At 45.2% G+C, this 7,691-nt stretch carries 7 protein-coding genes and 2 pseudogenes; 7 read left to right on the top strand and 2 right to left on the bottom strand.

Going from position 1 to position 7,691, the window contains the following annotated elements; genetic code table 11:
• Positions 1-125: 125 nt before the first annotated feature.
• From ACERC5_RS09510 to ACERC5_RS09495, 4 genes and pseudogenes are all read left to right on the top strand, one after another.
• Positions 126-1,053 (top strand): annotated as a pseudogene (locus tag ACERC5_RS09510) (tyrosine-type recombinase/integrase); the annotation flags it as partial.
• An 89-nt stretch (positions 1,054-1,142) separates the two neighbouring features.
• Complete coding sequence (gene ylqF / locus ACERC5_RS09505) at positions 1,143-2,000, top strand: ribosome biogenesis GTPase YlqF (protein ID WP_373659631.1); 858 nt, start codon at positions 1,143-1,145, stop codon at positions 1,998-2,000.
• The gene (locus ACERC5_RS09500) at positions 1,978-2,751 is read left to right on the top strand and encodes a ribonuclease HII (protein WP_373659632.1); all 774 of its coding nucleotides are present in this window, start codon (positions 1,978-1,980) and stop codon (positions 2,749-2,751) included. Before ylqF ends, ACERC5_RS09500 begins: the two co-directional genes overlap by 23 nt.
• 144 nt (positions 2,752-2,895) lie before the next feature.
• Entirely contained in the window at positions 2,896-3,447 is a 552-nt protein-coding gene (locus ACERC5_RS09495; RefSeq protein ID WP_373659633.1) for a sugar O-acetyltransferase, read from the top strand.
• 47 nt (positions 3,448-3,494) lie between these two features.
• Here the strand turns inward: ACERC5_RS09495 and ACERC5_RS09490 are convergent, their stop codons facing one another.
• Positions 3,495-3,839: a hypothetical protein gene (locus tag ACERC5_RS09490; protein ID WP_373659634.1), complete on the bottom strand. Its 345-nt coding sequence runs from the start codon at positions 3,837-3,839 to the stop codon at positions 3,495-3,497.
• Between the two features lie 105 nt (positions 3,840-3,944).
• Here ACERC5_RS09490 and dprA point away from each other — a divergent pair, with 105 nt between their 5' ends.
• The 3 genes from dprA to ACERC5_RS09475 all read left to right on the top strand — a co-directional run bounded on the left by dprA (position 3,945) and on the right by ACERC5_RS09475 (position 7,537).
• A complete protein-coding gene (gene dprA, locus ACERC5_RS09485; protein ID WP_373659635.1) occupies positions 3,945-4,787 on the top strand; it encodes a DNA-processing protein DprA in 843 nt (280 codons plus the stop codon).
• Between the two features lie 91 nt (positions 4,788-4,878).
• Entirely contained in the window at positions 4,879-6,975 is a 2,097-nt protein-coding gene (topA, locus tag ACERC5_RS09480; protein ID WP_373659636.1) for a type I DNA topoisomerase, read from the top strand.
• 226 nt (positions 6,976-7,201) lie between these two features.
• Positions 7,202-7,537: a zinc ribbon domain-containing protein YjdM gene (locus ACERC5_RS09475; RefSeq protein WP_018368537.1), complete on the top strand. Its 336-nt coding sequence runs from the start codon at positions 7,202-7,204 to the stop codon at positions 7,535-7,537.
• A gap of 39 nt (positions 7,538-7,576) precedes the next feature.
• Here ACERC5_RS09475 and ACERC5_RS09470 read toward each other — a convergent pair.
• Positions 7,577-7,639: pseudogene (locus ACERC5_RS09470) on the bottom strand (IS3 family transposase); the annotation flags it as partial.
• Between the last annotated feature and the right edge of the window lie 52 nt (positions 7,640-7,691).

The raw sequence follows: 7,691 nt of genomic DNA, 5'->3' as shown, positions 1-7,691 counted from the left end.
TGTCCACTGGTGGAACCATCATCGCATTCACGGTAGTCTCGATTACCAAACACCTATGGTTAAGCGAGTTATCGCTTAACAAAAACACTTTATAAAAATTGTACAGAAAAGGGGTGCCTTTTCATGCTTTCTTTGATACGTTGAGAAGACGTCGTAACCCAAGCTACTACGATTTAGCTATTGTGCTTTTATTTTCTGGAGTACGGATTGGAGAAGCTGCGTTCACAGAGGAAGATTTTAATATGGAAACTGGTGTATTGACAATTGATAAATCACTTCAATATCATGATTTGCGAGTTGAAGATTATTACTTTGATAGTACCAAGACCATTAACTCTGAACGACAAGTTGTTCTACCTAAAGTAGCATGTGAAGCTATTTTGAGAGCGATAGAACGCAGTAAAAAATTTGATTGCTATGCTGAAGCTAATCCATGCCCAAGTTTTAAAACATCACCAAGTATTTTTAAAACAGAATATGGCTCACCGATTACTTCGCACTCATTTAGAGAAGTATTAGCGAGAGTTGAAAAAGAATTAGTAGAAACCTGTGAAGAAAGATATGGTTTCAAGTGGAAAAAACATATTACACCACATTCTTTTAGACATATGCATATTACTTACCTGCAGTCAGGTGATTCAGGTGTAACTATTAGAGAAGTCATGGAGCGAGTAGGGCATGCTAATTTTGAAACTACAATGGGTTATACCCATAAACTACCATCTGCTCAAGAACAAGCTCTGGAAACTCTAAATAAGTTTGCTCAAGAAAATGGGTTTGAATTTAGACCAGTAATAAAGTGGTCTTGTAAATATTCTCCATTTATTACAAGAAATAGTTGATGCGCATCTCTCTGAAGGAGAAATAGAGCTTGGAATAGATGAGTTCAGAGAAGTTATAGGTCTTTCACCGACCTATGCTCCAAAGCATATTGCATCAAATATTTTGCCGAAAGTCCGACAAGATCTATCAAATATATACCATTCATTTGATATTATCGGAATTAAAAATAAACATAATAAAATGCAATCATACCGTTTGGTCTGGGATTAGTGTCCAACACTTGGTGACTTTTTGGTGACTCGCATGATTATTAAAAAACTAAGGGCTGAAAACCCTTGATACGAAAGGATTTTACACACATGGCTACTATTCAATGGTTTCCAGGTCACATGTCAAAGGCCAGGAGACAGGTGCAGGAAAATATCAAATTTGTGGATTTTGTGACCATCTTGGTCGATGCTAGATTGCCCCTGTCCAGCCAAAATCCCATGCTGACTAAAATTGTCGGTGATAAGCCCAAGCTCCTGATTTTGAACAAGGCAGACTTGGCAGATAAGGAGCTGACCAAGCAATGGCGGGCTTACTATGAAGCGCAGGGCATCAAGACTCTTGCTCTCAACTCTAAAGAGCAGGTGACGGTCAAGCAGGTCGCCGAGGCTGCGAAAGCCCTCATGGCTGATAAGCTGGTTCGCCTGAGGGAGCGTGGTATTCAAAAAGAGACCCTGCGGACCATGATTATCGGCATTCCAAATGCTGGTAAGTCTACTTTGATGAACCGTCTGGCGGGCAAGAAAATCGCTGTTGTCGGCAATAAACCAGGGGTTACCAAAGGGCAGCAGTGGCTCAAGACCAATAAGGATTTGGAAATTCTGGACACACCGGGGATTCTCTGGCCCAAGTTTGAAGACCAGATGGTCGGATTAAAACTGGCTCTGACAGGTGCTATTAAGGACAATCTCCTGCCCATGGATGATATCACGATTTTTGGTTTGGATTATTTCAAGGCTCACTATCCTGACCGCCTCAAGGAGCGGTTTAAGGGGATGGATTGGGAGCAGGAGACGCCTGAGCTGATTGTGGCGTTGACTCGAAAGCTGGGCTTTAAGGACGACTACGACCGTTTTTACACCCTCTTTGTCAAGGAGGTGCGGGACGGCAAGCTGGGTACCTATACCCTAGATAAGGTGGACGAGATTGGCAACTATTCAAGCGATTAAAGCCCAGCTGGCAGCTGTTACCAGTTTATCTGCCCCCCTCTTTGAGGAGCTTTTGGCAGATGGAAGAGCAGGCGTGCAGACGGCGGTCAAAAAACGCCAAAAAGAGCTAGAGCAGCTAGCGGCAGAAGACGACCGTCTTGAAGCTCTGCTATGGTACGAAAAAAAGTTCTACGAGAAAGGCTTTCGGCTAATTGCAGGTGTTGACGAAGTCGGACGAGGCCCCTTAGCTGGTCCTGTTGTTGCGGCAGCGGTTATCCTGCCTGTCGGCTGTAAAATCACAGGCCTCAATGATAGCAAGAAAATCCCCAAGAAAAAGCATGAAGCGGTGTACGACGCTGTCATGGCAGAAGCAGTAGCAGTAGGCATCAGTGTCCAGTTACCAGAGGTCATCGACCGTGTTAACATCTATGAAGCGACCAAAATCGCCATGCAGGATGCCATCAGTCAGCTATCACCGCAGCCCGACCACCTGCTGATTGATGCCATGAAGCTGGAGACGGAGCTTCCACAGACCAGCCTCATCAAGGGAGATGCGAAGAGCATGTCCATCGCTGCCGCCTCGATCGTGGCCAAGGTCGCACGTGACCGCCTGATGGCTGACTATGACCAGCTCTACCCAGGCTATGATTTTGCCCAAAATGCAGGCTACGGGACGGCCAAGCACTTGCAGGGCTTGAAGGCGCTAGGAATAACCCCTATTCACCGTAAATCATTTGAACCGATTAAGAGCATGGTAGGTGGTAAGGATTGATAATATTAGCTTGACTGGTCTTTCTGGGAGCTTGTTTTATCTTGACTAAAGTTTTCAGTTTTGGCATGTTTGAGCAGCGTCCGACTTGCTTATCACTGCATATTGAGAAGACATATTACTGATAACCAAAAGGATAACTGAAATATGACGATTTTTGAACAGATGTCGGCTGGTCACCACTACGATGCCATCGACCCAGACTTGCTGGCGCTGAGACAAGAAGCGCGGCAACACATGCAGGCCTTTAATCAGGAATTGGATGTGACCAAACGAACGGACTTGCTCAAGACTTGGCTAGGAAAAACAGGCGAGAACTGTCTGATTGAAACAGGATTTTCCTGCGATTACGGGAAAAATATTTTTCTGGGCGAGAATTTTTTTGCCAATTTTAACTGCACGTTTTTGGATGTTTGCCCCATTACCATCGGAGATGATGCCATGATTGGTCCCAATGTTCAATTCTTAACGCCCTTGCATCCGCTGGATGCTGATGAGCGGGTGACTGGTGTCGAATATGGCAAGCCCATTACTATTGGTGATAAGGTCTGGATTGGAGGCGGCGCAACAATTTTAGCAGGTGTCACCTTGGGCAATCGTGTGGTCATCGGTGCAGGCTCGGTGGTTACCAAATCCTTTGATGAAGACAATATCGTCTTAGCTGGTAATCCCGCACGAGTGATTAAGCGGTTGACCTAAGCAAAAAACGACTGAAAGAGTGAGTAACCTTGTCAGTCGTTTTTTAGTTATTTTGATAAGTGGCTAAATTGCTCGGCGATTTGACGTCCAGACTCTTCAGCTTGGCGTTGCTGCTCAGTGCGTTGCTGGATATAGCGTTCAGCCTCTCCTTTTTCCATAGCAGCGAGGAACTCTGCGGCAGTTTCTGCCAGATAATGGTCGATTTCCTCTGTGGAGTTGAAGGCGTAGGGGTCTGTCGCTGAATAATAGTAGGTCTTATAAATAGCTCCTTGTTCTCTCAGTAGGTCTGCCAGCTCAGGCTTGTCCTGAGCAGCAAATTGTACCAGGCCGCTGTAGGCCCATTTCTCAGTGGAGTAGAGCCCTGTCGGTGATGGTTGAGGTGAAGTTGTCATGATATCTCCTTTTCTGACTTAACTATACAAGATTTCTCCTATTTTTGTCAAGATTTTTCAAGCTGTTCCACGAATAATCCAGTAGAACACTTGAAAGGATAACTGATGAATAATTTTGACCTTTTTAAGCTGAAAAAAGCTGGCCTGACCAATCGTCAAGTCCTCAATATTTTGGACTACCAAGCCAAATACGGCAAGTCCCTGTCCTTACGGGATATGGCTGTGGTCTCTCAGCGCAAGCAACCGACTATTTTTATGGAAAACTATAAGCGGCTAGACAGCAAGACCTTGCGGGAGGAGTTCAACCGCTTTAAGAGCCTTTCTATCTTTGATACGGCTTATCCCCTTGAGCTCAAAACAATCTATAACCCACCTGTCCTCCTCTTCTATCAGGGAAATCTTGACCTCTTGACCAAACCTAAACTGGCGGTGGTCGGCTCTCGTAAGACCAGTGAGGTCGGCACCAACTCCATCAAAAAAATCATGGCAGAGCTGGGCAACCATTTTGTCATCGTCAGCGGCCTAGCTCGAGGAATTGATACGGCGGCTCATGTGGCGGCTTTGAAAAATGGCGGAGCAACCATAGCCGTCATCGGTTGTGGACTTGATGTCTACTATCCTAAAGAAAACCGTCAGCTCCAAGACTACATCGCTAAGAACCATTTGCTCTTATCAGAATATCTGCCTGGAGAGCAGCCGCTCAAGTTTCATTTCCCAGAGCGTAATCGCATTATTGCAGGGCTATCACAAGGCGTCCTCGTTGCCGAGGCAAAAATGCGTTCAGGTAGTCTGATTACCTGTGAGCGTGCCTTAGAAGAAGGACGAGATGTCTTTGCCATTCCAGGTAACATTTTAGATGGTCAGTCAGACGGCTGTCTTCATTTGATCAAAGAAGGCGCAAAGTGCACCACGACAGGACTTGACATCCTATCGGAGTATCAATTTTAACAAGTCGTTTTCCTATAGAAACATTTTTTTATTGACAGCTTGGAAAAAATGGTTTATCATGCTATAGATTTGAAATGAAAGAAAGAGAGCTATGGCAACCAAAACGGCAAGTAAAAAAACAAGTCCTAAAAAAAATCTGGTTATCGTGGAGTCACCTGCCAAGGCCAAAACTATCGAGAAGTACCTTGGTCGCAATTACAAGGTGGTCGCCTCTGTCGGGCATATTCGTGATTTGAAAAAATCTAGCATGTCCATTGACTTTGATAATAACTACCAGCCAGAATATATCAATATCCGAGGAAAGGGACCGCTGATTAATAGCCTGAAAAAAGAGGCCAAGAATGCCAAGCAAGTCTATCTCGCCAGTGACCCGGATAGGGAGGGAGAGGCCATTTCCTGGCATCTGGCGCATATCTTGGGCTTAGACATCACCGACAAGAATCGTGTTGTGTTCAATGAAATCACCAAGGATGCAGTCAAAAATGCCTTTGTCGAACCACGTCCAATCGATATGGATTTGGTGGACGCCCAGCAGGCTCGTCGTGTCCTTGACCGTATCGTGGGTTATTCCATTTCACCTATCCTCTGGAAAAAGGTCAAAAAAGGCTTGTCAGCAGGTCGGGTGCAATCGGTCGCCCTCAAGCTGATTATTGACCGTGAGAACGAGATAAAGGCCTTTAAACCAGAAGAATACTGGACTATTGATGGGCTCTTCAAAAAAGGCACCAAGAAGTTTCAAGCTAGTTTCTATGGGATTGATGGCAAGAAGCTCAAGTTGGTTAACAACGATGATGTTAAAGCTGTTCTTGCACGGTTGAGTTCGGCGGATTTCTTGGTAGAGCAGGTGGAAAAGAAAGAGCGCCGTCGCAATGCGCCACTGCCCTACACCACCTCATCTCTTCAACAGGATGCAGCCAATAAAATCAATTTCCGTACCCGCAAAACCATGATGGTTGCCCAACAACTCTATGAAGGACTAAGCCTAGGACCTTCTGGGCACCAAGGTTTGATTACCTATATGCGTACAGACTCGACCCGTATCAGCCCAGTAGCTCAGGCAGATGCCGATAACTTCATCAGTCAGCGATTCGGTAGCCGATACTCTAAGCACGGCAACAAGGTCAAAAATGCCAGCGGTGCTCAAGATGCCCACGAAGCTATTCGTCCGTCTAACGTCAACCATACGCCAGAGAGCATTGCCAAATACCTGGACAAGGATCAGCTTAAGCTCTACACCCTTATCTGGAACCGTTTTGTGGCTAGCCAGATGACTGCTGCTGTTTTTGATACTGTCAAGGTTAACCTGACCCAAAATGGTGTACTCTTTACTGCTAATGGTAGCCAGATCAAGTTTGACGGTTACCTGGCCGTTTATAACGACTCGGACAAGAATAAAATGTTGCCTGAGATGACTGAGGGTGATATGGTTAAAAAGGAGAACTTGACCCCTGAGCAGCACTTCACTCAACCGCCAGCTCGCTATTCAGAAGCGACTTTGATTAAGACCCTTGAGGAAAATGGGGTTGGTCGTCCGTCGACTTATGCACCGACTCTTGAGACCATTCAGAAGCGCTATTATGTCAAGTTAACTGCCAAGCGGTTTGAACCGACGGAGTTGGGCGAGATTGTCAACAACCTGATTGTTGAGTTCTTCCCAGATATTGTCAATGTAGCCTTCACCGCTGAGATGGAGAATAAGCTGGATGATGTCGAAGTTGGACAAGAAAACTGGCAAAAAATCATCGACAGTTTTTATCAGCCGTTCAAGCGTGAACTAGCGAAAGCTGAAGCAGAAATGGAAAAAATCCAAATCAAAGATGAGCCAGCAGGTTTTGCTTGTGAGGTCTGTGGTCACGATATGGTCATCAAGTTGGGACGCTTTGGCAAATTCTACGCTTGCAGTAATTTTCCAGACTGCCGCCACACCAAAGCCATCACAAAAGAAATCGGTGTGACCTGCCCAACCTGTCACCAAGGACAAATCATCGAGCGCAAGACCAAGAAAAATCGGATATTCTACGGCTGTGACCGCTATCCAGCTTGCGATTTCACTGCTTGGGATAAGCCAGTCGGGCGTAACTGTCCAAAATCTGGGGATTTCCTCGTTGAGAAAGCTGTTCGCGGTGGCGGACGTCAGGTCGTTTGTAGCGCCGATAAGTGTGACTATAAAGAAGAAAAAGTTAAGTAGAGTAAACAAAAGGGCAGGGTTTCAATCGGTCACTCAAAGCGGACAATTGAAACGCCGTCCTTTTTGTATCGGATTAGCTAGTGCTGTCGCCATGTTATGGTCAAGCATTGCCGTCTAGGATTCAGGTGATTTTCCTCATGTTTTTTACTGGTTACCTTTTTCTCCTTGTCAAGCTCTGTTATTTTCAGTAAAATGAAGATGACTAAATAGAAGTAAAGGAGAAGTGATGGCACTACCAAACTGCCCAGAATGTCAATCGGAGTATGTTTATGAGGATGGGGCGCTCTTGGTCTGTCCAGAGTGTGCTTATGAGTGGTCACCGACCGATTCAGCAGCTGAAGAAGTTGGCTTGATTGTGTTAGACAGTAACGGCACTCGTCTAGCGGACGGTGATACGGTAACGGTTATTAAGGACTTGAAGGTCAAAGGTGCACCGAAAGACCTCAAACAGGGGACTCGTGTGAAAAATATCCGTCTGGTTGAGGGAGACCACAACATTGATTGTAAAATTGATGGCTTTGGTGCCATGAAGCTCAAAAGTGAATTCGTGAAAAAGATTTAATTGCAAGTGTACTGACCCCCAAAAGTTGGACAAGAAATATTATTGAAAGGATTTAATTCTGTATTGCACAGGACTAAGTCCTTTTAATTTTGTTTTGATTCGTTTGAATCGGTTACACTAAACTAGACAGAATTTATAAAGTGTTCTACACTAA

The sequence above is a fragment of the Streptococcus sp. E24BD genome (genome assembly GCF_041807825.1).
Taxonomy (GTDB): domain Bacteria; phylum Bacillota; class Bacilli; order Lactobacillales; family Streptococcaceae; genus Streptococcus; species Streptococcus entericus.
This window is presented reverse-complemented; position numbering and strand designations above follow the sequence as displayed.

What these genes read in the sequence shown, in the direction of transcription:
- ylqF (WP_373659631.1), top strand. Translation starts at nt 1,143, where the DNA reads ATGGCTACTATTCAATGGTTTCCAGGTCACATGTCAAAGGCCAGGAGA.
- ACERC5_RS09495 (WP_373659633.1), top strand. Translation starts at nt 2,896, where the DNA reads ATGACGATTTTTGAACAGATGTCGGCTGGTCACCACTACGATGCCATC.
- ACERC5_RS09490 (WP_373659634.1), bottom strand. Translation starts at nt 3,839, where the DNA reads ATGACAACTTCACCTCAACCATCACCGACAGGGCTCTACTCCACTGAG.
- dprA (WP_373659635.1), top strand. Translation starts at nt 3,945, where the DNA reads ATGAATAATTTTGACCTTTTTAAGCTGAAAAAAGCTGGCCTGACCAAT.
- topA (WP_373659636.1), top strand. Translation starts at nt 4,879, where the DNA reads ATGGCAACCAAAACGGCAAGTAAAAAAACAAGTCCTAAAAAAAATCTG.
- ACERC5_RS09475 (WP_018368537.1), top strand. Translation starts at nt 7,202, where the DNA reads ATGGCACTACCAAACTGCCCAGAATGTCAATCGGAGTATGTTTATGAG.